This is a genomic window from Bordetella sp. (assembly GCF_057362025.1).
Window position 1 is genome coordinate 92,830 of the sequence record NZ_JBMQQZ010000080.1, and the last position, 21,593, is coordinate 114,422.

18 protein-coding genes and 1 pseudogene are annotated in these 21,593 nt (G+C 67.9%); 15 read left to right on the forward strand and 4 right to left on the reverse strand.

The features are described 5' to 3' along the window. The first annotated feature begins 101 nt into the window (after window positions 1–101). The 9 genes and pseudogenes from ACO1P8_RS16820 to siaD all read left to right on the forward strand — a co-directional run bounded on the left by ACO1P8_RS16820 (window position 102) and on the right by siaD (window position 8,792). Window positions 102–1,265, forward strand: coding sequence for an ABC transporter substrate-binding protein (locus ACO1P8_RS16820; protein WP_486297023.1), 1,164 nt, complete (start codon window positions 102–104; stop codon window positions 1,263–1,265). Window positions 1,266–1,272: 7 nt separating this feature from the next. Beyond that, complete coding sequence (locus ACO1P8_RS16825) at window positions 1,273–2,193, forward strand: branched-chain amino acid ABC transporter permease (protein WP_486297024.1); 921 nt, start codon at window positions 1,273–1,275, stop codon at window positions 2,191–2,193. 2 nt (window positions 2,194–2,195) lie between these two features. Next, window positions 2,196–3,149, forward strand: a pseudogene (locus tag ACO1P8_RS16830) (branched-chain amino acid ABC transporter permease); the annotation flags it as partial. 114 nt (window positions 3,150–3,263) lie between these two features. Beyond that, the gene (locus ACO1P8_RS16835; RefSeq protein WP_486297086.1) at window positions 3,264–4,025 is read left to right on the forward strand and encodes an ABC transporter ATP-binding protein; all 762 of its coding nucleotides are present in this window, start codon (window positions 3,264–3,266) and stop codon (window positions 4,023–4,025) included. Window positions 4,026–4,045: 20 nt separating this feature from the next. Continuing rightward, window positions 4,046–4,756: an ABC transporter ATP-binding protein gene (locus ACO1P8_RS16840; protein ID WP_486297025.1), complete on the forward strand. Its 711-nt coding sequence runs from the start codon at window positions 4,046–4,048 to the stop codon at window positions 4,754–4,756. A 280-nt stretch (window positions 4,757–5,036) separates the two neighbouring features. Further along, window positions 5,037–7,025 (forward strand): biofilm regulation protein phosphatase SiaA, encoded by a 1,989-nt coding sequence (gene siaA, locus ACO1P8_RS16845; protein ID WP_486297026.1) that lies wholly within the window; start codon window positions 5,037–5,039, stop codon window positions 7,023–7,025. A gap of 18 nt (window positions 7,026–7,043) precedes the next feature. Further along, window positions 7,044–7,586: a biofilm regulation protein kinase SiaB gene (gene siaB, locus ACO1P8_RS16850; protein ID WP_486297027.1), complete on the forward strand. Its 543-nt coding sequence runs from the start codon at window positions 7,044–7,046 to the stop codon at window positions 7,584–7,586. Between the two features lie 28 nt (window positions 7,587–7,614). Further along, a complete protein-coding gene (gene siaC / locus ACO1P8_RS16855; protein ID WP_486297028.1) occupies window positions 7,615–7,989 on the forward strand; it encodes a biofilm regulation phosphoprotein SiaC in 375 nt (124 codons plus the stop codon). Next, window positions 7,989–8,792, forward strand: coding sequence for a biofilm regulation diguanylate cyclase SiaD (siaD, locus tag ACO1P8_RS16860; RefSeq protein ID WP_486297029.1), 804 nt, complete (start codon window positions 7,989–7,991; stop codon window positions 8,790–8,792). Before siaC ends, siaD begins: the two co-directional genes overlap by 1 nt. Before the next feature lie 22 nt (window positions 8,793–8,814). Here the strand turns inward: siaD and ACO1P8_RS16865 are convergent, their stop codons facing one another. The 3 genes from ACO1P8_RS16865 to ACO1P8_RS16875 all read right to left on the reverse strand — a co-directional run bounded on the left by ACO1P8_RS16865 (window position 8,815) and on the right by ACO1P8_RS16875 (window position 12,158). Then, a complete protein-coding gene (locus ACO1P8_RS16865) occupies window positions 8,815–9,600 on the reverse strand; it encodes a DeoR/GlpR family DNA-binding transcription regulator (protein WP_486297030.1) in 786 nt (261 codons plus the stop codon). A 61-nt stretch (window positions 9,601–9,661) separates the two neighbouring features. Continuing rightward, on the reverse strand, window positions 9,662–11,872 hold the full coding sequence (locus tag ACO1P8_RS16870; protein ID WP_486297031.1) for a phosphocholine-specific phospholipase C: 2,211 nt from the start codon (window positions 11,870–11,872) through the stop codon (window positions 9,662–9,664). Window positions 11,873–11,960: 88 nt separating this feature from the next. Then, window positions 11,961–12,158, reverse strand: a complete 198-nt coding sequence (locus ACO1P8_RS16875) for a hypothetical protein (protein ID WP_486297032.1) — start codon at window positions 12,156–12,158, stop codon at window positions 11,961–11,963. A 336-nt stretch (window positions 12,159–12,494) separates the two neighbouring features. Here ACO1P8_RS16875 and ACO1P8_RS16880 point away from each other — a divergent pair, with 336 nt between their 5' ends. The 6 genes from ACO1P8_RS16880 (at window position 12,495) to ACO1P8_RS16905 (ending at window position 20,111) form a co-directional block, all read left to right on the forward strand. Next, window positions 12,495–14,933 (forward strand): bifunctional salicylyl-CoA 5-hydroxylase/oxidoreductase, encoded by a 2,439-nt coding sequence (locus ACO1P8_RS16880; protein WP_486297033.1) that lies wholly within the window; start codon window positions 12,495–12,497, stop codon window positions 14,931–14,933. Continuing rightward, window positions 14,930–15,724 (forward strand): SDR family NAD(P)-dependent oxidoreductase, encoded by a 795-nt coding sequence (locus ACO1P8_RS16885; protein WP_486297034.1) that lies wholly within the window; start codon window positions 14,930–14,932, stop codon window positions 15,722–15,724. Before ACO1P8_RS16880 ends, ACO1P8_RS16885 begins: the two co-directional genes overlap by 4 nt. A 178-nt stretch (window positions 15,725–15,902) precedes the next feature. Continuing rightward, window positions 15,903–16,733: an enoyl-CoA hydratase family protein gene (locus ACO1P8_RS16890; protein WP_486297087.1), complete on the forward strand. Its 831-nt coding sequence runs from the start codon at window positions 15,903–15,905 to the stop codon at window positions 16,731–16,733. 67 nt (window positions 16,734–16,800) lie between these two features. Next, window positions 16,801–17,988 carry an acyl-CoA dehydrogenase family protein gene (locus ACO1P8_RS16895; protein WP_486297035.1) on the forward strand — a complete coding sequence of 396 codons (1,188 nt, stop codon included), beginning with the start codon at window positions 16,801–16,803 and terminating at the stop codon, window positions 17,986–17,988. A 22-nt stretch (window positions 17,989–18,010) separates the two neighbouring features. Next, window positions 18,011–19,696, forward strand: coding sequence for an AMP-binding protein (locus tag ACO1P8_RS16900; protein ID WP_486297036.1), 1,686 nt, complete (start codon window positions 18,011–18,013; stop codon window positions 19,694–19,696). A gap of 10 nt (window positions 19,697–19,706) precedes the next feature. Continuing rightward, window positions 19,707–20,111, forward strand: a complete 405-nt coding sequence (locus ACO1P8_RS16905; protein ID WP_486297037.1) for a RidA family protein — start codon at window positions 19,707–19,709, stop codon at window positions 20,109–20,111. Window positions 20,112–20,260: 149 nt separating this feature from the next. Here ACO1P8_RS16905 and hemL read toward each other — a convergent pair whose 3' ends face one another. Next, window positions 20,261–21,544 (reverse strand): glutamate-1-semialdehyde 2,1-aminomutase, encoded by a 1,284-nt coding sequence (gene hemL / locus ACO1P8_RS16910; RefSeq protein ID WP_486297038.1) that lies wholly within the window; start codon window positions 21,542–21,544, stop codon window positions 20,261–20,263. Window positions 21,545–21,593: the final 49 nt, after the last annotated feature.

Here is a 21,593-nt window from a genome sequence, read left to right on the forward strand (position 1 = left end):
CGGACGCCAGCGCGCAGGGGGAATCTAGGCGCTGGCGGTCCGTGGAACCGCATCTCAAACATTCAAGAACCGGCCGGCGCGGCTCGCGCCAGGAGCATCGCATGCGTTTCATCCCGTCTCTCATCGCGGCCGCCGCGCTGCTGCCCGGCATTGCCGCGGCGGACACCATCAAGGTCGGCATCGCCAACGATATTTCCGGACCGTTCTCGGCCCTGGGCGCCGAAGCCCGCGATGGGTTCAATCTGGCCATCAAGCAACTGGGCAACAAGCTGGGCGGCCAGCCCGCCGAATTCCTGCAGACGGACATGGGCGGCAATCCTGACCAGGCGCGGCAATTGGTCACGCGCTATATCCAGCGCGAAAAGATCGATTTCTTCACCGGCCCCATCGGATCGAACGTGGCGCTGGCGGTCGGCCCCGCGCTGTTCGCCGCCAAGGTCCCGTACCTGTCGAACAATCCCGGTCCCAGCCAGTATGCCGGCGAGCAATGCAACACCTACTGGTTCGGCACGGCGTACCAGAACGATGCCTTCCATGAGGTGGCGGGCAAAATGGCGGCCGACCGTGGCTACAAGAAGATGCTGGTCATCGCACCGGACTATCCGGCCGGGCGCGATGCACTGACCGGCTTCAAGCGCGGCTACAAGTCGCCGGTGGCCGAGGAAATCTATACCAAACTGGGCCAGCTGGACTATGCCGCGGAGCTCGCGCAGATACGCGCCGCCAAGCCGGATGCCGTGTACATCTTCCTGCCCGGCGGCATGGGCATCAATTTCATCAAGCAATTCGTCGGTGCCGGCCTGAAGGGCGGGATCGCGCTGGTGGGACCGGGGTTCTCCGCCGACGAGGATGTGATCCAGGCCGTCGGCGCCGACATGATCGGCATGTACAACACGGCGCAATGGGCGCATGACCTGGACGTGCCGGCCAACAAGGACTTCGTGGCCGCCTTCCGCAAGGAATACAACGGCCGCTATCCGTCGTTGTACGCGGCCCAGGCCTATGACGCGATCATGGCCATGGACGCGGCCGTCCGGCAGAGCGGGGGCAAGGCCAGCGACCGCCAGGCCATCGTGGCCGCCCTGTCCAAGGCCGACTTCACGTCGGTACGCGGCAAGTTCACCTACGGCGCCAACCACTATCCCATCCAGGCCTACTACGTGCGCGTGGTCGACAAGGACGGCAGCGGCCGCGTGACCAACAAGCTGGTGGGTAAGGCGGTCGATCACTACCAGGACGTCTACGTCGGCCAGTGCAAACTCTGACCGCGCCATGGGATACACGCTCGTCCTGGAGCAATTGCTCAACGGACTGCAATTCGGACTGATGCTGTTCCTGATCGCCGCCGGCCTGACCCTGGTCTTCGGCGTGATGGACATCCTGAACCTGGCGCACGGTTCGCTGTACATGGCGGGCGCCTACGTGGCGGCCGAAACCATGCAGCGCACCGGTTCCTTCGTGGCTGCCGTGTGCGTGGCCGCGCTTGCCACCGGAATCATCGGCGCCGTGCTGGAGCTGGTGTTGATCCGCCGCCTGGCGGTGCGCGACCATCTGGCGCAGGTCCTGGGCACGTACGCGGTCATCCTGATCGCGGGAGACCTGGTCAAGATGATCTGGGGGCCGGCGCCGGTCATGCTGGCCACGCCGGCGGCCCTGAGCGGACCCGTGCGCCTGTTGCCGGACCTGATGTATTCCTCGTATCGCCTGATGATCATCGTCGCCGGCCTGCTGGTGGCGCTGGGCCTCTATTTGTTCGTGACGCGCACCCGCGCCGGGGTGCTGGTGCGCGCCGGCGCATCGAACCGGCAGATGGCCACCCGCATGGGCGTGCGCGTGCCGCTGTTGTTCCTGGGCGTCTTCTGCCTGGGCGCCATGCTGGCCGCGGTGGCCGGCGCGCTGCTGGGGCCACTGACGGCGGTGCAGGTCGGCATGGGAGAGGACATCCTGATCCTCGTCCTGGTGTGCATCGTGATCGGCGGCATCGGCTCCATACGGGGCGCCTTCGTCGGCGCGCTGCTGGTCGGCATGGTCGATACCGCCGGCCGTGCCTTCCTGCCGCTATTGCTGCGCCAGGTTTTCGCGCCATCGGTGGCCGGGAGCGTCGGCCCCACGCTGGCGGCCCTGTCCATCTACCTCCTGATGGCGGCGGTGCTGGTGTTCCGCCCCGCCGGCCTGTTTCCCGCGCGCGGCTGATTATGCGACGTACAACGATGTGGACGATGGTGGGAGTGGCCGCGCTGGCGCTGTTCCCGCTGGTCGCGCCCTTCATGGGCCTGGACTTCTATATCTCGTTCGTGCGCCGGGTGCTGATCTTCGCGCTGGCGGGCGCGGGCCTGAACCTGGTGCTGGGCTACGGCGGCATGGTCGCGCTGGGGCATGCCGCCTTCTTCGGCGCGGGCGCCTATGCGGCGGCGATACTGGGCGTGGCGGGCGTGCGGTCGGCGTTCATCGTGTGGCCCGCGGCGGCGGCACTGGCCGGGCTGCTGGCCTGGATCACCGGCGCGATATCGCTGCGCACGCGCGGCGTCTACTTCATCATGATCACGCTGGCCTTCGCGCAGATGCTGTATTACGTCTTCATTTCGCTGCGGCAGTATGGCGGCGAGGACGGCCTGAACCTGCCCGGGCCGGCCGCCTTGCCCGGCGTCGATCTGGGCGCCGATCTGCCGTTCTACTATGTGGTCCTGCTGGTGTTCTTGCTGCTGTCGGCGGGCTTGAACCGGTTGACCGCTTCGCGCTTCGGCGCCGCGCTGCAGGGCGTGCGCGAAAACGAATCGCGCATGGTGGCGCTGGGTTATCCCGTCTACCGGATCAAGCTCGCGGCCTTTGTCGCCGGTGCCGCAGTGGCCGGGCTGGCGGGGGCGCTGCTGGCCAATAACAATCTGTTCGTATCGCCGAACCTGATGCATTGGACACAGTCGGCGAACCTGCTGATTATGGTGCTGGTCGGCGGCATGGGGTTGCGCTACGGCGGCCTGGCGGGCGCGGCGCTGATGCTGACGCTGGAAGAAGTCCTGCGCATGTGGACCGAGTACTGGCATCTGCCGCTGGGGCTGGTGTTGCTGGCGGTGGTATTCGGCGCGCCCCGGGGAGTGGCGGGGCTGGCGGCCCCGTGGTTCGCGGGCAAACCGCGGGGCGAAGACCTGACTGGCCTGCCGGCCACGGCGCCGGCCGCGGCCGCGCGGCCCGCCCGGGCCGCGGCGCCCGCTTCATCCGCGGCGCCCGCGACGGCGACGCCATCGGCCTCGACCCAGTCTCCGGCGCTGAGCGCGCAAACGCTGGTCAAGCGCTTCGGCGCCCTGGTGGCGACCGACAGCCTGTCCCTGACGCTGATGCCCGGAGAAATCCATGCCGTCATCGGGCCCAACGGCGCGGGCAAGTCGACCCTCATCCATCTGCTTGCCGGCACGCTGCCGGCAGATGCCGGCAGGCTCTGCCTGAACGACGCCGACATCACGCATCTGGCCGCGCACCAGCGCGTCGCCGCCGGCCTCTCCCGGTCCTATCAGATCACCAATATATTCAAGCGCCTGTCCGTGCGCGACAACCTGATGCTGGCCGTTCAGGCGCACGACGGCGGCGGCCTGGGCTGCTGGAGCCCGCGCAGCGCCGATCGCCCCCTGTATCACGCCGCCCACGCCCTGGCGCGGGAATGCGGCCTGGACGAAGAGCAACTGGCCCGCCGTGCCGATACCTTGCCGCATGGCGAGCAGCGCAAACTGGAGTTCGCGCTGGCGCTGGCCGCGCGGCCCAGTGTGCTGCTGCTGGATGAACCCATGGCCGGAATGGGGCCGGACGAAACCGCGCGGCTGGCGGACCTGATCGAATCGATGCGCGGACGCGCCGCCATGCTGCTGGTCGAACACGATATGGAAGCCGTATTCCGTTTGGCCGACCGCATTTCGGTGCTGGTCTATGGACGGATCATCGCCACGGGCACCCCGGACGAGATCCGCAATGACGCGGCGGTGCGCCAGGCCTATCTTGGGGACGAGATGGACGCAAGTCCGCTCGCGGCGACATGAGCGAGGGCGTGGACGGCGCAATGCTCCATCTGCAAGGCGTGCAAAGCGGCTACGGCGCCAGCCAGGTGCTGTTCGGCGTCGATATGTCCGTCAACGCCGGAGAAGTGGTTACCCTGCTGGGCCGCAACGGCATGGGCAAGACCACCTTGCTGCGCACGCTGTTCGGCGAGTTGCCCCTGAGGGCCGGGGGCATCCGCTTCGACGGGCGCGAGATCGGCGGCTGGGCGACCGACCGCATCGCGCGCGCCGGGATCGCCATAGTCCCGGAAGGGCGCCAATGCTTTCCCAATCTGACCGTGCGCGAGCACCTGACCGCCTTCGCCACGGCCCGGCGCGGCACCGTCCCGGGCGCCGCGCCATGGACGCCCGAACGCGTCTGCGAGCTCTTCCCCCGCCTGGCCGAGCGCGCCGGCAACATGGGCAACCAGCTGTCCGGCGGCGAGCAACAGATGCTTGCCATCGGCCGCGCGCTGGTGACCAACCCGCGCCTGCTCATCCTGGACGAGGCGACCGAAGGACTGGCGCCCAAGGTGCGCGAGGAAATCTGGGCCTGCCTGGCGCGCCTGCGGGCGGCCGGACAGACCATCCTGGTGATCGACAAATATGTCGAGCGGCTGCTGGCCCTGGCCGACCGCCACATCATCCTGGAACGGGGACGCATCGTATGGACGGGCGATTCGCGCCAGTTGGACGCCGACCGCGGACTGTGGAGCCGCTACCTGGGCGTGTGATCCCCCCGGCACCTTCGCCATCGAGGCCGGGTGCAATGGGAAAATTTTCGAAATAAACGCGCTCGCCATCGTATTGTTGCGCTGCAGCGCCGGGCGGACGCGGCCGAAGCCGCTTGGAGCAGCCAATTTTGCCTTGTTTTCAAGGGTAATCCGGTGGATACGCCCCTCTACACTTACAGTCGACCGTACGTGGTCCAACGCGCGGCTGCGGCGCCGGTCGGATACCAGAGCCGTCTTGATTGCCCGGGGGCACCCGCGGCCTGGTAGGGGATAGGAATTCATGGCGAAGTTAGGTTTGCGGGCGAAATCGCTGCTCGCGCTGGTGCTGGCATGCCTGCTGGCGCTGATTCCCACCGCATTGCTCGGTTGGCACGCCATGGAGCAGGTGCGCGAGCATTTCGGCCGCGCCTATGCCGACAACTTCGCACTGCTCAGCCGCCAGCGCATTCTGGCCCCGATTGCACGCGAGCTCGCGCTGTCGCAGCGGCTGGTCCAGTCGCAACTGGCCATCGATTGGATGCGGGACGAAAACAACGCCGCCAAGCGCGACCGCTTCTTCAAGGAAGCGGAAGGCTACCGCGCCGCGCTGCGTTCGCATGCCTACTTCCTGATCAATGCCGCCAGCGGCAAGTATTACTTCAACGAGGCCGGCAAGCCGTTTTCCGACGCGCCGCGCTACCAGCTGCATCCCGGCGACCCCGAAGACCGCTGGTTCTACGACAGCCTGCGGTCCAGCGCGGACTACAACATCAACGTCAATCCCGATGGCAAGCTCAAGGTCACCCGGGTCTGGTTCAATGTGATCGTGCGCGACCAGGGCAAGCCCCTGGCCATCGGCGGCGCCAGCCTGGACCTGAGCGACTTCCTGCATGAATTCGTCGGCAGCGGCGAACCCGGCGTCACGCCCATCATCATCGACGACAAGGGCAGCATCCAGGCGCACCCGGATCCGGCGCTGATCGATTACAACTCCGGCGCTGTCGAGGACGGCAAGCGTGGGCGGATATTCACGCTGATCCAGGACGAGGCCGGCCGTGCCGCATTGGAGCAGGCACTGCGCGATGCGCCGAAAACGCCGGACGCCGCGCAGGCGATCTGGGTACGCCTGCAGGGCAAACGCCAGCTGATGTCGGTGTCGTATGTGCCGGAGCTGCACTGGTATGTGCTGGCCGCCGTGGACCTGCACGCGGCGCGCATCGTCGACACCGCCGGCCTGTGGCCCGCCGCCGCGGCCGTGGTGCTGCTGATCGGCGGCTTGCTGGCCGCCTTCGGCTACGCGGTCAACCGACTGGTGCTGCGGCCGATACGCAAACTGCAGCAGTCGGCGCGCGCCATCGCGGATGGCCGCTACGATGTGGGCCTGCCCAAGGGCGGCGCCGATGAAATCGGCGATCTCAGCCGGGCCTTCGGCGTGATGGCGGAAAAGGTTCGAACCCATACCCAGGAGCTCGAAAGCAAGGTGCGCGAGCGCACGCGCGCGCTGGAAGCCGCCAACCTGGCCATGGCCAGCGCCAACAAGAAGATCGGCGACTCCATCGACTATGCCAGCCTGATCCAGCAGGCCATCCTGCCGCGCCGCCAGATGGCGCAGTCGCTGGGAACGCATCACTTCGTCATGTGGAAACCCCGCGATGTGGTGGGTGGCGATTTCTATGTCTTCCGCGCCGATGGCGATAACTGCCTGCTGGGCGTGATGGACTGCGCGGGGCATGGCGTCCCGGGCGCGCTGATGACAATGCTGGTGCGGGCCGCCGTGGACGTGGCCATTGCCGAGATCGGGCCGTCGGATCCGGCGGCCATCCTGGCGCGCACCGACGCCGCCATCCGGGCGATGCTGGCCGATATGCAGGTACCGCACGCCCTGGCGACCAACACCGACGCCGGTCTGGTCTATATTGACCGCGCGTCCGGTAAGCTGCTGTTCGCCGGCGCGAAGATTTCGCTGTACGAAACAGACGGCGTGGACTGCCGCGAGCATCGGGGCGCGCGCCGGGCGCTGGGCGACAAGCGCCAGGGCGAGTACGCCAACCTGAGCCTGCCCCTGGGCGCGGGCATGACGTTCTACCTGAGTACCGATGGCTTCCTGGACCAGGCGGGCGGCGACCACGGCTTCGGATTCGGCAGCACACGCTTCACCCGCACGCTGATAGAGATGGCGCGGCTGCCGCTGGGCGCCCAGGCCGAGGCGCTGGACAGGGTCCTGGAGGAATACCGAGGCGACTTGCCGCAACGCGACGACATCACCATACTTTCCTTTCGCTTCGAATAACTTTCCAGACCCACACCCATGAAAGCATCGGACCTTTACGCGCTGCGGGAGCGATTCAACCAGGACCGCACGCTGCTTTGCTTCAACGGGCCCATCTCCCGCAGTCTTATCGAGGAGATCGGCAACGCGCTGAAGAACTACCTGGAAACGCAGATGGCGCGTCCCGCGGAAGCCATGGACGTGTTCTCGGCCTATATCGAGATGACGCAGAATATCCGCCAGTACGCCATGCAGCAGGGCTACGGCGACGCCGACGCGGCGGCCACCGTCGTGATCGCCCGCGACGAGCAGGGACGCTATACCGTCAGCGCGGGCAATCGCGTCGAGCTGCCCGATGGCGAACGCCTGGTCGAACGCGTGCGCGAGCTGGCGGCGATGGACAAGGCCGAACTGAAGGCGGCCTACAAAACGCAGTTGCGCCAGCCGCGCGATCCGTCCGCCTCCACCGGCGCCGGCCTTGGCCTGATAGACCTGGCGCGCCGCGCCAGTGCCGGCATCGAGGCCTCGCTCAGCGCGCACGGCGACGGCCGTGGTTTTTTCAGCCTGAGCGTAGTCATCTGATCCGTATTGCTCTCGAGCAACAACCAACATGAAAGAACTCAATATTCCCGCCTCCCAATCGACGCCGGCCATCGTGACCGACCGCTCGAAGGGAAGCCTGCACCTGAGTGGCGACTCCTATCCCGAGAACTCCTTCGAGTTGTTCGGGCCGGTTATCCAGTGGGTGGACGACTACCTGGCCTCTAGCCGCCAGGCGCTGTCCGTCACCCTGGAGCTGCAGTATCTGAACACCAGCAGCGTCAAGGCCGTCATGGACATCTTCGACCTGCTCGAAGCAGCGCACGGAGACGGCCACGATGTGGCGGTGACCTGGTACTACGACAGCCGCAACGAACGCGTCGGCGAACTGGCCGAAGAGTTCAAGGAAGACTGTACCTTCCCCTTTACGGTCGTCGGCCGCTGATGAAAAAGAAGCGCTACCAGGATCTCGAGGCGCGCATCCAGTCCATGCTGGATGAGCCCGGCTATGCGGATCACCCGCTGCGCGGCGTGCTCGATGAACTCTGGCAGCACACCAACGAGCAGCTGGACCGCATCGAGCGCATTTCGTATTTGTCGGATGCCTTCCAGATGATGGCGCGGCAGCGCGAACTGGGCCTGGTGGCGCGCTACGACCGCGAGCTGAAGCGCCTGGCCAAGCTGGTGCGCATCTCCGACGGCTACCAGGAAATGATGCGCGACATGAATGCCGCGCTGAAGGAATCCTCGATCCGCGATCCGCTGACCAATCTGCTGAATCGCCGGGCGCTGATGGAGCGCATGAAGGAACTGTCCCTGGCCGCGGAAGCGGACCAGCCGGCCTTCGTCGTGGCCATGCTGGACGTCGACCATTTCAAGCGCATCAACGACCGCTACGGCCACGATGCCGGCGATCGTGCCTTGACGCGGCTGGCCGACATCATGCGCTGCTCCGTGCGCGACAGCGATGACGTGGCGCGCTGGGGCGGCGAGGAATTCCTGGTGCTGCTGCCCAATATCAGCCTGGAGGAAGGCGAGGCCGTCATCGACCGCATCCTGGCGGGCGTGCGCGGCAATGCCATCGAAGTCGAGGGCGAGCAACTGCTGCTGACCGTCAGCGTCGGCATGGCCCTGCATCGCAACGGCGAAAGCGTTTCCACCACCCTGAGCCGCGCGGACCGCGCCCTGTACCTGGCCAAGCAGGCCGGTCGCGACCGTGTCGCGCTGGAGCGGCGCCCGGCGCTTTAGCCGTGAAAGTGCGGTCGGTCTGTCAGGCCAGCACGACCTCCACGCCGGCGCCGCGCCAGCGCCGCAGTTCTTCTTCGACACCTGTATCCGCGTGCGCGTTGGTAACGATGCGGCTGATGTCCTGGGGGCTGGCATAGCGAACCCGGCTGACCAGGCCGATCTTGCCGTGGTCGGCCAGCAGTACCCGTTCCCTGGCCTGCGCGGCCATCGCTTGCGCGATCGCGGCTTCGTGATGGGCATAGCTGGTTGCCCCATGGATGGCGCTGAGTCCCACCGGCGATAGCAGGGCCAGGTCCGCATGGTAGCGGCCGATTTCGTTGATGGTGCCGCTGCCATAGGTCGCAGGTACATCGCCGTGCGGGGTTCCTCCCAGCAGGATGACTTCATGGCGCGGCGCGGCGCCTGGGCCGGTCCGTTCCGAGAGCGTCATGGCGATGCCGAGCGAGTTCGTGATGACGGTCAGGCCGGCCAGGCCGCACAGCGCCTCGGCGAGGTAGCCGGTGGTGGTGCCGGCGTCCAGCAGAATGACCTGCCCCGGCGCCAGTAGCGGCAGTACGGCGCGGGCGATGGCCCGCTTTTCGCGGGCACGCAGGTGCTGGCGCTGGGCGTAGGGCGGCTCGGCGTGAGCCGCCGTCGTCACCACGCCGCCATGTACGCGCCGCAGGGCGCCCTGGGCTTCGAGTTCCAGGATGTCGCGGCGCACCGTTTCGCGCGAAACCGAGAGCTCCCGCGCCAGCCGCTCGGTGCTCATGCGCGCATAGGCACCGAGCAGGGCCTGGATGCGGGCGATGCGTTCTTCCTGCAGCATGTCGGATCGGGTTGTCGTCGGTTGCGCGAGGGGCCGCGGCGCTGCGCGGCCGCCTCACCCCTTAAAGGTCTTGCATGCCCATCGCGGGATCGCTCAGGCCGTCCTGGCCCGTTTCGACGCGGCCGGCGAAACGGCGCGACCAGCCGGGCTGCCCGGCGCAGGTGGCGACGAAATCGTACCACCGCGCGCTGTCCTTCAGATCCCAGTGCAGATCCTGGCTGGCGCCCGGGGCCACCGTCAGGTTCCATGGCCCGTCATCGCGGTAGGCCTTGGCCCGCACGGTGATGCGCGCATCCTTGCCGCCGGTATTCAGCGCGGTCAGGTAGACGTTGCCGTTCGCCACGTCATAGCAGACGCGGATCTCCGGCACGGCGGCACCGCTGGCGGCCTGCGCCGACAGGTCGCCGGCAAAGGCGCGGTGGTAGCCGTTCGGCCCCAGTACCCACAGGTCGTACCGGCCATCGTCCTCGGAATTGGCGTCCCAGCTGTCGTCCAGCTGCTTGCCGGCCTCGACCGCGTAGCGGCGCGGAATGCGGTCCAGGTGCAGCCGGTCGTAGACGTGGAACACCGCGGCGGCCGATCCCGTATTGGCGAAGATCAAGGTCACCTTGCCGCTGGCCGCATCGGCGCGGGCGCTGGTGTGCAGTTCATAGGGCAGGGCGCGCGACGGCCGGGTGCCGCTGTCCTGGCGCGGCAGGTCCTGTGGCGTGGGTAGCGCGACCTGGCCCAGCGCGTCCTGCGAAATGCGCAGGGTGTCCGCGTCGTTGCGGGTGCGCCTGCCGCCCAGCGTGGGCAGCGGGTCGTCGTTCGGCGTGGCGAAGTTGAAGGCGGAGGTCAGGTCGCCGAAGACGGCGCGGCGATACGGGCTGATCTGGGTTTCCGCCACGCCGAAGCGGGCTTCGAGGAAGCGCAATACGGATGTGTGATCGAACTGCTGCGAGTTCACCCAGCCGCCGCGGCTCCAGGGCGAGATCACATACATGGGCACGCGCGGCCCCGGTCCATAGCAGTCGCCATCGGCCGCGGGCATCGAGGTATTGGGCACCGCGCCGTGCGTGTAGTACTCGTAGGACATGTCGGCGGCGCTTAGCGTCGACTTGCCGGATGTGGTGCCGGACGCGATGTCCAGCGAGGGCGCGCACGGCGGCGGGACGTGATCGAAGAAACCGTCGTTCTCGTCGAAGTTGATCAGCAGCACCGTCTTGGACCAGACCTCCGGATTGGCCGTCAGCGCGTCCAGCACCTCCTGCGTGTACCAGCCGCCCTGCACGGGGCTGGATGGCCCGGGATGTTCGGAATAGGTTTCCGGCGCGACGATCCACGAGACCTGTGCGAGCTTGCCGTCCAGGATGTCCTGCTTGAACGTGGCGAGGAAGCCGCCGTCCGGCATGGTATTGGCGATGCCCTTGTACAGCGGATTGCCGGCGTCGTCCGTGGCGGGGTTGTAGGGCGGGTTGACCGGGACGTCGTGATACACCGGCTTGCCCGAGCGCAGGTTGGCGTCGCGATATTGCTTGAAGCCGATGAGCGAGTTGTCGGTGAAGTTGTCGGGCATGTTCTGGTAGACCATCCAGGATACGCCGGCTTGCGTCAATCGCTCCGGGTACGTCATCCAGTCGAACCCGGTGGTCGCCAGATCGGTGGTGGTGTCCAGCCCGTCCCAGACGTTGTTCACGACCACGCGGCCAGCCGGCGTCGTGGCGCCGTTGGTGCCGGTCCAGAAGAACAGGCGGTTGGTATTGGTACCGCCATGCAGCGAGCAGAAATACCCGTCGCATACGGTGAAGGCATCGGCCAGCGCGAACTGGAAGGGCGCCTCCTGCTCGGTGAAGTACCCCATGGATTGCTGTTTCTTGAAGCGGGCCCATTGGTACATGCGGCCCTTGTCCCAGGCGTCGCGCGCGTCCGTCCAGCTGTGCGGCGTGCCGCTGACGCGTTGCGCGTTGCCCTGCGTCTGGTCCAGGTGATAGGGCAGGATGGGCTTGCCGTTGGCATTCAGCTGCTGCCACACGTTCAGGGCGTTGGGCATCGGAATGGTGAAGCGGTCGCCGAAGCCGCGCACGCCGGCCAGGGTGCCGAAGTAGTTGTCGAACGAGCGATTCTCCTGCATCAGGATGACGACATGCTCGACGTCCTTGATCGTGCCCGTGCGGTTGTTCGCCGGGATGGCCAGCGCGCGGCGGATGCTGGGCGGGAACATGCTCAGTGCGGTCAGGGACGCGGTGGCCCCCAGGCTGTTGCGCAGGAACTTGCGTTTGGCGTTGTTGATCATTGTCGGTTCGCGGATGGGTTGTGGCGCGAGGGCCTACGCGGCGGACGCGATGCCGCCGGGTTGCTGTCGGAAGGGAGCGGTGCGATGGCTACGGCGCGCAGTGCAGCACCGGCGCCGGCGGTTGATCCGGCGCGGGCTGCGTGGGGGTGTCGGGGGGCGTCGGCGTGTCGTCCTCATGGTCGCCGCCGCAGGCGGTCAGCGAGCAGGCGACGGCCAGGGCGGCCAGCAGCATGGGCCAGCGCGAGCCGGGACGGGCGTGGGGGCGTTGGATAGGGGTCGGTTTCATGCGGCAAGGGAAGAGGGGTGGCGGAAGCGGCCTACCTGGACGGTGGGCCGCGCGCGGCGTCCGGCGCGTCGAAACGCACGTAAACGCACAATTCCAAAAAAGTGCAAACGCATGATGGGCCAGCGAAGTGACATGGCGGTGACAGGGAAATCTAAGGAACGTGGCGGAAATGTGGCGCTGATGTGGCAGGGGCGCGGCGGCAAGGCCTGTAATGCGGCGGGGGATGCGGGATGCGCGGGCCTTGCGGCCACCTGCGCGCCGGGATATATTTGAAGCCTAAACTATCCAGGCTTCAAACTCCCGGCCGCGCGGCCGTACCGGATTGCGAGTGATGCGATGAAGATAGTGTGCCTGGGCGGCGGCCCCGCGGGGCTGTACTTCGGCCTGTTGATGAAACTGCGCAACCCGGACAACCGGGTTACGGTGGTCGAACGAAATCGTCCGTACGACACCTTCGGCTGGGGCGTGGTCTTCTCCGACGCGACCATGGAAAACCTGCGCCGCGCCGATCCCGTTTCCGCGCGTGAAATCAGCGAAGCCTTCAACCATTGGGACGACATCGATATCCACTTCAAGGGTCGTACCCTGCGCAGCGGCGGACATGGCTTCATCGGCATCGGCCGCAAGAAGCTGCTGAATATCCTGCAGGCGCGATGCGAGCAGGTCGGCGTCGAGCTGGTATTCGAAACCCTGGTGGACGACGACCAGTCCCTGGCGCGCCGCTACGATGCCGATCTGGTGATCGCCGCCGACGGCATCAACAGCCGCGTGCGCGACACCTACGCGGATACCTTCGAGCCCGACATCGATCTGCGACGCAACCGCTTCGTCTGGCTGGGGACGGAGAAAGCCTTCGACGCCTTCACTTTCGCCTTCGTCCAGACCCCGCACGGCTGGTTCCAGGCGCACGCGTACCGCTTCGAACCGGGCCTTTCCACCTTCATCGTCGAAACGCCGGAATCGACCTGGCAGGCGGCTGGCCTGGATAAGATGAGCCAGGAAGAGGGCATACGCTACTGCGAATCCCTGTTCGCACCCTGGCTGGACGGCAAACCGCTGATGAGCAACGCCCGCCACCTGCGCGGATCCGCCATCTGGATCCGTTTCCCACGCGTCATCTGCGGACACTGGGTGCGTTGGAATACCCTGGACATACCCAGCGGACGGCGCGAGGTTCCCGTGGTGCTGATGGGCGACGCCGCGCATAGCGCGCATTTCTCCATCGGCTCCGGCACCAAGCTGGCGCTGGAAGACGCCATCGAGCTGGCCGACCAGCTCACGGCCGGCGCGTCCGCCACGCAGCGGCTGGCCGGCGACCCGCCCCTCGGCAACGGCACGCCGGCGCGGCAAGCCGACGCCGGAAGCATCGAGGCGCTGCGCGCGGCCCTGCGGCGCTACGAAGATATCCGCGGCGTCGAGGTCCTGAAGATCCAGAATGCCGCGCGCAATTCCACCGAATGGTTCGAGCACGTCGATCGCTACGCCTGCCTGCAGCCGGAACAGTTCGCCTATTCGCTGCTGACGCGGTCGCAGCGGATCTCGCACGAGAACCTGCGCCTGCGCGATCCAGGCTGGCTGCAGGCCTATGAACGCTGGCTGGCCGCGCGCGCCGGCATCGATGTCGACGCGCGCGAACGGCCGCCGCTACCCATGCTGACGCCATACGAAGCGCGCGCGGTGCGCCTGAAGAACCGCATCGTGGTGTCGCCCATGGCCATGTACGCCTGCACGGACGGCGTGCCGGGCGACTTCCATCTGGTGCACCTGGGGGCGAAAGCCCTGGGGGGCGCCGGCCTGGTCATGGTGGAGATGACCTGCACGTCGCCGGATGCGCGTATTACCCCGGGCTGTCCGGGATTGTGGAACGACGCACAGGGTGCGGCCTTTGCCCGTATCGTCGGCTTCATCCATGGCCACAGCGACGCGCGCGTCGGCATCCAGCTCGGCCATGCCGGCCGCAAGGGCTCCACCCAGCTGGGCTGGCAGCGCATGGATCATCCGCTGCCGTCGGACAACTGGCCGCTGCTGTCGGCGTCGGCACTGCCCTATTTGCCGGGCATATCGCAGACACCGCGCGCGATGAGCCGCGCGGACATGGACCGCGTGCGCGACGATTTCGTGGCCGCCGCGCGGCGCGCCGCAGTGGCGGGATTCGACTGGCTGGAATTGCATTGCGCCCACGGCTACCTGTTGTCCAGCTTCATTTCGCCGCTGACCAACCGGCGCGACGACGAATACGGCGGCGACCTCGATGCCCGCTTGCGTTATCCGCTGGAGGTCTTCGCCGCGGTGCGTGAAACCTGGCCCCGCCACCTGCCGATGTCCGTGCGCATCTCCGCACACGATTGGGTGGAAGGCGGCATCACCGCCGACGACGCCGTGGAGATCGCGCGCCGCTTCAAGGCCGCCGGCGCCGACATGATCGACTGCTCGTCCGGCCAGGTCAGTCCGGACCAGCATCCGGTGTACGGGCGGATGTACCAGACGCCCTTCGCCGACCGCATCCGCAACGAGGCCGATATCCCGACCATCGCGGTAGGCGCGATCTTCGAGGCCGATCACGTCAACGGCATCATCGCGTCGGGCCGTGCCGACCTCTGCGCGCTCGCGCGGCCGCATCTGGCCGATTCCGCCTGGACGCTGCGCGAGGCGGCACGGGTGGGCTATACCGATGTCGATTGGCCGGTGAACTACCTGGCCGGCAAGCGCCAGCTGGAAACCAATTTCGCCCGTGCCGCGGCCGCGCCGCAGGCCGATGCCAGGAGCGAAGCATGAGCGCCCCTCTGAATGGCCGTCACGCGCTGGTCACCGGCGGCAGCCGCGGCATCGGCCATGCGATCGCGCAGCGCCTGCTGCGCGACGGGGCTTGCGTGACGCTGCTGGGCCGCGACGAGGCCTCGCTGGCAAAGGCGGCGGCCGCGCTGGCGCCGCTGGCAGAACCCGGCGGCAATGTGCGCTGGCAGGCTGCCGACGTGACGGACCCGCACGCGGTGCGACAGGCCTGCTCCGCCGCGGCCCGCGCATCGGGGCCGATCGGCATCCTGGTGAACAACGCCGGCCAGGCCCGCAGCGAGCGCTTCGACCGCACCGATGCGGCCCTGTGGGAGAGCATGCTGGCGGTCAACCTGAGCGGCCCCTTCCATTGCATCCAGGCGGTGCTGCCCGGCATGCTGCAGGAAGGGTGGGGCCGCATCGTCAATGTCGCCAGCACGGCCGGGCTTGCGGGGTATGCCTATGTCAGCGCCTATTGTGCCGCCAAGCACGGCGTCATCGGACTGACGCGGGCGCTGGCGCTGGAGACGGCAGGCAAGGGGATTACGGTGAATGCCGTCTGCCCGGGCTACACCGATACCGATATCGTGCGCGATGCGGCACGCAATATCGCGGCGAAGACCGGCATGGACGAAACGCGCGCGCGCGAAACGCTGGCGCGCCGCAATCCGCAGGGCCGGCTGGTGCAGCCGGAGGAAGTGGCGCACGCCGTCGCATGGCTGTGCCAGCCGGGCGCCGCCGCGATCAACGGCCAGTCCATCCCCGTGGATGGCGGGGAAATCATGGTGGGATAGCGTCGGGCCCGGGCAGCGCCCGGCGCGCCCGCGAACGCGCGCCGCCTTGCCGGCCGCGCGCGCAGCGACAGGAGATACGACAGTGAACGACACGCCGCAGAACGCCGCGCCGCGGCACGATGAAGCGCCAGGGGCCGCCGGCGCCGGCAGGACGCCCGATCCCGCCGGGGAACATGGCATGGCGCATCATCGCCGCCCGATGGCCGACAGCCGACCCCGCACCTTCCGCTGGGATGCGCTCGAGAACGGCAAGGTCGGCCTGATCACGCTGAACCGCCCGGAACGCAAGAATCCCCTGACCTTCGATTCCTACGCGGAGCTGCGCGACCTGTTCCGCGCGCTGGTGTACGCGACCGACGTCAAGGTCGTGGTGGTTGCCGGCGCCGGCGGCAACTTCTGTTCGGGCGGGGACGTGCACGAGATCATCGGCCCGCTCACCCGCATGGCCATGCCGGAACTGCTGGACTTCACGCGCATGACCGGCGATCTGGTCAAGGCCATGCGCGCCTGCCCGCAGCCCATCGTCGCGGCGGTCGATGGTGTTTGCGCGGGCGCCGGCGCCATGATCGCCCTGGCGGCCGATATGCGGCTGGGTACGCCGCGCGCGCGCACGGCCTTCCTGTTCACCCGCGTGGGCCTGGCCGGGGCGGATATGGGCGCCTGCACGCTCCTGCCCCGCATGATCGGGCAGGGCAGGGCATCCGAGCTGCTGTATACGGGCCGGGCCATGACCGCGCAGGAAGGCGCGGCGTGGGGCTTCTTCAATGCGCTGCACGAGCCGGATGCCCTGATGCCGGCAGCATGCGGGCTGGCCGGCCAGCTCGCCGCGGGCCCGACCTTCGCGCATGGCATGACGAAAAAATTGCTGCACCAGGAATGGAACATGGGCGTGGACGAAGCCATCGAGGCGGAAGCCCAGGCGCAGGCCATCTGCATGCAGACGCGCGATTTCCGCCGCGCCTACGAGGCCTTCGTGGATAAGCGGCAACCCCGCTTCGAAGGCGACTGACCGCGGCGTGGCGGCGCCTCGGGACCGGCGCGGCCACGCGGCGATCGCCCCGTAAAGGACATTCGACGTGAACGCAGAAAACGACTGGCTGGATTGGCCCTTCTTCGACGATACGCATCGCGACCTGGCCGCGCGGGCGCAGGCCTGGTGCGCATCGGCCCTGGCCGGGATCGACCACGCCGACACCGATGCCGCCTGCCGCGAGCTGGTCGGCCGGCTGGGACAGGCGGGATGGCTGCGCTATTGCGTTCCCGCCGGGCCGCAAGGCGGGTGGGGCGGCGCCTTGCCCATCGTGGATTCGCGCGCCGTCTGCCTCCTGCGCGAAACCCTGGCGCGCCACGACGGCCTGGCCGATTTCGCCCTTGCCATGCAGGGGCTGGGTAGCGGCGCGATCGCGCTGGCCGGCTCGGATGCGCTGCGCGCGCGCTATTTGCCGCGCGTGGCGCGCGGCGAGGCGATCGCGGCCTTCGCGCTGTCCGAGGCCGAAGCCGGTTCCGATGTGGCCGCGATGGCCTGCGAAGCGCGGCGCGATGGCGACCATTATGTGCTGAACGGCGCCAAGACCTGGATATCCAATGGCGGTATCGCGGACTTCTATTGCGTCTTCGCCCGCACCGGCGAAGCGCCCGGGGCACGCGGCATCAGCGCCTTCGTGGTCGACGCCGGCACGCCGGGATTGCGCATCGCCGAGCGTATCCAGGTCATCGCCCCGCATCCTTTGGCGACGCTGCGTTTCGAGGACTGCCGCGTGCCGGCCTCCCAGCGCCTGGGCGAGGCCGGACAGGGCTTCAAGCTGGCGATGATGACGCTGGATATCTTCCGCGCCTCGGTCGCGGCGGCAGCGCTCGGCTTCGCCCGCCGGGCGCTGGATGAGGCCCTGGACCGGGCACGGTCGCGGCGCATGTTCGGGCAGGCGCTGGGCGATCTGCAGCTGACGCAGGCCGCGCTGGGCGATATGGCCACGGCCATCGATGCATCGGCGCTGCTGACCTATCGCGCCGCCTGGCAGCGCGATGTGCAGGGACGTCCCACCACGCGCGAGGCCGCGATGGCCAAGATGATGGCCACCGAATCGGCGCAGTCCGTGATCGACCGCGCCCTGCAGATGTTCGGCGGCGCCGGCGTGGTGTCCGGCATGCCGGTGGAAAAGCTGTATCGCGAAATTCGCGCCCTGCGCATCTACGAAGGCGCGACCGAAGTACAGAAACTTATCATCGCCCGCGCATTGCTCAAGGGCGGCCAAGCCGGGGCCTGACTCCGGCATCAAGGGGAACGTCATGCAAGAAACCTTGGAAGGAGCGGCGCGCGGCACGGCGCACGTCGACACCTTTGCCCGGGACAATCTGCCGTCGCCGCAGGAGTGGCCCGAGCTGCTGCTGGAGGGGCCGGACGCCGTGTATCCGGCGCGGCTGAACTGCGCCGTCGAGCTTGTCGATGCCGTCGTGGCGCGCGGACAGGGCGAGCGCGTCGCGCTGCGCTGGCCGACGCCCGACGGCGGCCAGTCCGCCATGACCTACGCCGAACTGGCGGCGCTGACCGACCGCATCGCGCGCGTGCTGGTGGAAGACATGGGCCTGGTGCCCGGCAACCGCGTCCTGCTGCGCGGGCCGAACAATCCCATGATGGCGGCGTCCTGGCTGGGCGCCATCAAGGCCGGCATGGTGACCGTGCCGACCATGCCGCTGCTGCGCGCCAAGGAACTGAAGCAGATCATCGACAAGGCGCGCGTCAGTGCCATGCTCTGCGATGTGCGGCTCAAGGACGAGGTGCTGCCCTGCCTGCAACCCGGCCACGAATACCACTGCCCCGACCTGCTACGTATCGTCTATTTCAATGACACGGGTCCCGACAGCCTGGATACCCTGGCCCGCGCCAAGCCGGACGGCGGCTACACCGCCTGCGACACGGCCGCGGACGATGTCTGCCTGATCGCCTTCACCAGCGGCACCACCGGCAAGCCCAAGGGCTGCATGCATTTCCACCGCGACGTGATGGCGATGTGCGATCTGTTCCCGCGCCACGTCATCCGTCCTACGTCAGACGACATCTTCTGCGGGACGCCGCCGCTGGCCTTCACCTTCGGCCTGGGCGGACTGCTGTGCTTTCCGCTGCGCATCGGCGCCTGCGCGGTGCTTGCGGAGAAGCTCACGCCCGACGGACTGCTCAAGCTGGTGCAGGATTTCCGCGCCACCATCGTGTTTACCGCACCCACCTTCTATCGGCAGATGGCCGGACTGGCCGCGCACTACGACCTGTCGTCCCTGCGCAAGAGCGTATCGGCAGGGGAAGCGCTGCCCGATGCCACGCGGCAACTGTGGAGGCAGGCCACCGGCATCGAAATGATCGACGGCATCGGCGGCACGGAAATGATCCACGTCTTCGTCTCCAGTCCCGAGAACGAAGTGCGGCGGGGCGCGATCGGCCGCGTCGTGCCCGGCTACATCGCGCAGGTGGTGGACGAAAACATGCGCCCGGTGCCTCCGGGTCAGCCGGGCAAGCTGGCGGTCAAGGGGCCGACGGGCTGCCGCTACCTGGCCGACCCGCGCCAGCGCGAATTCGTGCGCGAGGGCTGGAACCTGCCCGGCGATACCTTCGTGCAGGACGACGACGGTTATTTCTTCTACCAGGCGCGCAACGACGACATGATCGTCACGGCCGGCTACAACATCGCCGGGCCGGAAGTCGAGGATGCGCTGCTGCGCCACCCCGCCGTGGCGGAATGCGGCGTGGTCGGGGCGCCCGACGACGAACGCGGCCAGGTCGTGAAGGCCTATGTCGTGCTCAAGCCGGGCGTCCGGGGCGATGCCGGGCTGGCCGCGGCCATGCAGGACTTCGTCAAGGCGGCGATCGCGCCTTACAAGTACCCCCGCGCCATCGTTTTCGTCGACGCGCTGCCGCGTACCGAGACCGGAAAACTGCAACGCTTCGTCCTGCGCCAGCGGGCGCAGCGCGAATCACAATAGGATGGACTTTATGCAGATACTGCAACCGCCCGACTGGCTGCCGCCACGCGGATACTCCAACGGCGTGCTTGCCGAGCTGCGGCCAGGCAGCCGCCTGGTCTTCATCGGCGGCCAGATCGGCTGGAACGGAGAACAGCGCTTCCACAGCGACGATTTCGCCGACCAGACGCGCCAGGCACTGGCCAATATCGTGGCGGTGCTGGAGCAGGGCGGCGGGCGGCCGGAACACATCACGCGCCTGACCTGGTACGTAATCGACCGCGACGAATACGTGGCATCGTATCCGCGTATCGGCGTGCATTACCGGGAGATCATCGGCCGCCATTTTCCCGCCATGACGGCGGTGCAGGTGGCCGCGCTGGTGGAGCCGCGCGCCAGGGTGGAAATCGAGGCCACCGCCGTCATCCCCGCCTGAGCGGACCGCGGCCGCGCGGCGTGGCGCGGGGCCCATCGCCCGTCGGGCGGCGACGTCCCGCAGCCGGGCCAGCCGCGGGAAGGGCGTATGGCGGGAAGGGCGCGTCGCCGGATCGCGGCGCTCAGCCCTTCATCGGCGCGAACCCCTGTTCAGCCCTTCATCGACGCGAACACCTGCTCGGCCGCGTCCAGCGTATGGCGGATCGCCGCCTCGTCGTGCGCGGCCGACACGAAGCCGGCCTCGAAGGCGGAGGGCGCGAAATGCACGCCGCGTTCCAGCATGGCGTGGAAAAAGCGTTTGAAGGCCTCGACGTCGCACGCGGAAACTTCCGCCAGCGTGGTCGGGATCTTCTCGCTGAAGTAAATGCCGAACATGCCGCCGATCGCATCGGCACTGAACGGCACGCCGGCCGCGCGCGCGCGTTCGCCCAGGCCGTCGGTCAGGCGCCGTGTCGTCGCCGCCAGGGCCTCGTAGAAGCCCGGCTGGCCGATCAGGCGCAGCGTTTCCAGGCCCGCCGCCACCGCTACCGGGTTGCCCGACAGCGTGCCGGCCTGGTACACCGCGCCCAGCGGCGCGATATGGCGCATGATGTCGCGGCTGCCGCCGAAGGCGCCCACCGGCATGCCGCCGCCGATCACCTTGGCCAGCGTGGTCAGGTCCGGCCTGATGCCCGTCAGGCCTTGCACGCCCTGCGGACCGACGCGGAACCCGGTCATGACTTCATCGAAAATCAGCAGCGCGCCATGCTGCGTGCACAGGTCGCGCAGGCCTTGCAGAAACCCGGGCAGCGGGCGGACCAGATTCATATTGCCGGCGACCGGCTCGACGATGACGCAGGCGATATCGTGGCCGTATTGCGTGAAGGCCGCGCGCACGCCTTCCAGATCGTTATAGTCGAGCACCAGCGTGTGTTCGACGAACTCGGCCGGGACGCCGGCGGACGTCGGGTTGCCGAAGGTCAGCAGGCCCGAGCCGGCCTTGACCAGCAGGCTATCCGCATGGCCGTGGTAGCAGCCCTCGAACTTGATGATTTTCTTGCGAGCCGTCGCGCCGCGCGCCAGCCGGATCGCCGTCATGGTGGCTTCCGTGCCGGAGCTCACCAGCCGCACCTGCTCCATGGACGGCAGGCGCGCGATCAGGGTTTCGGCCAGCGTGATTTCGGCCTGGGTAGGCGCGCCGAAGGACAGCCCGTTGACGGCCGCTTCCTGTACCGCGCGCACCACGTCCGGATGCGCATGCCCCAGGATGGCCGGGCCCCAGGAACCGATGTAGTCGACATAGCGTGTGCCTTCCGCGTCCCACACATAAGGGCCCTGGCCGCGCGCGATGAAGCGCGGAGTCCCGCCCACCGACCGGAAGGCCCGCACGGGGGAATTGACGCCGCCGGGAATGCTGCGGCTCGCTCGTTCGAAAAGTTCGGCGTTGCTGGACATGGACGCTTGCATGGTCAGGGTTGGAACGCCGGCCGCGTGGGCGCGGTGC